The organism is Bartonella sp. CL434QHHD (assembly GCF_042195145.1).
GTDB lineage: Bacteria > Pseudomonadota > Alphaproteobacteria > Rhizobiales > Rhizobiaceae > Bartonella.
The window spans coordinates 1248-2075 of record NZ_JBHINT010000033.1 but is presented as its reverse complement, the minus strand read 5'-3'; the positions used below and the strand labels follow the sequence as shown (position 1 = coordinate 2075).

The following is an 828-nucleotide window of genomic DNA, read 5'->3' as shown; positions in this document are numbered from 1 at the left end:
ACCCCCTACTTCCATTTCTACACGCTCTCCAGAAACCACGGCGCCTGCCAATGTGGTGTTTGCCCCACTCGTGGTATGAACAGTGCCGGTGCCTATAATATGGCTGTTTTTGTGTTGAACTTCCTCACTGGAACCTTCCCCTTGACTAAAAGAAGCACTACCCGTTGCCCCTGCGCCACCCGTGCCATAACCGGTGCCAACACTCATTGAAGAACTTTCACTGCTGTTTTGTGTGCTTTGCGTGTTTTGTGCACTTTCAAAGATGATATCTTTACCTGCTTCCATGGTGATCTTTCCGCTCTGTGCATCATTTTCCAGCACATAGATTGGATTGGTACCAGCGATAATATCAGCGCCAACACCATGAATGCTGCCTTTGTGGGCTTGCATGTTAACAGCGCGTCCGCCTTCTATGCTATCTGTCACCGCTGTGGAGACTTGAGAAGAGGCTTCTGTTTTCTCAGTTTTAAAGCCCACGGTTACACTGCCAGATGCGCCAGCCAGATTGGCAAGAGCATCCTTGGTGGAGCCCCCCAATCCTCCTAATGAGCTACTCAGTCCTTTGGTTGTGTTCCCCTTTTCCCCCGTATTGCCAGTCAGCCAATTAATAAAGTTCTCTCCTTTATTAAAGAGGTGATTGATTTTCATGCCGGTCAGTATGCCATTAATAACTGTGTTATTGCCATCCTTATTGTTCATGCGGTCCGCTGAATCTTTTAAGCCTTGTACCGTGCCAAGGACACCGATATCAACGGAAGTTGTCACACCAGCAAAAGACTTTTCATGCTTTTCTTTTGCGTTAGAGGTATCATAGCTTTCTGATAGGGT

The 828-nt window shown here is 47.5% G+C and carries 1 protein-coding gene; it reads right to left on the bottom strand.

Annotated features, from left to right (window positions below; all coding sequences use genetic code 11):
• Positions 1–828, bottom strand: an 828-nt coding sequence (locus ACFILN_RS04970; RefSeq protein ID WP_375671006.1) for a hemagglutinin repeat-containing protein, incomplete at both ends; no start/stop codon positions are given.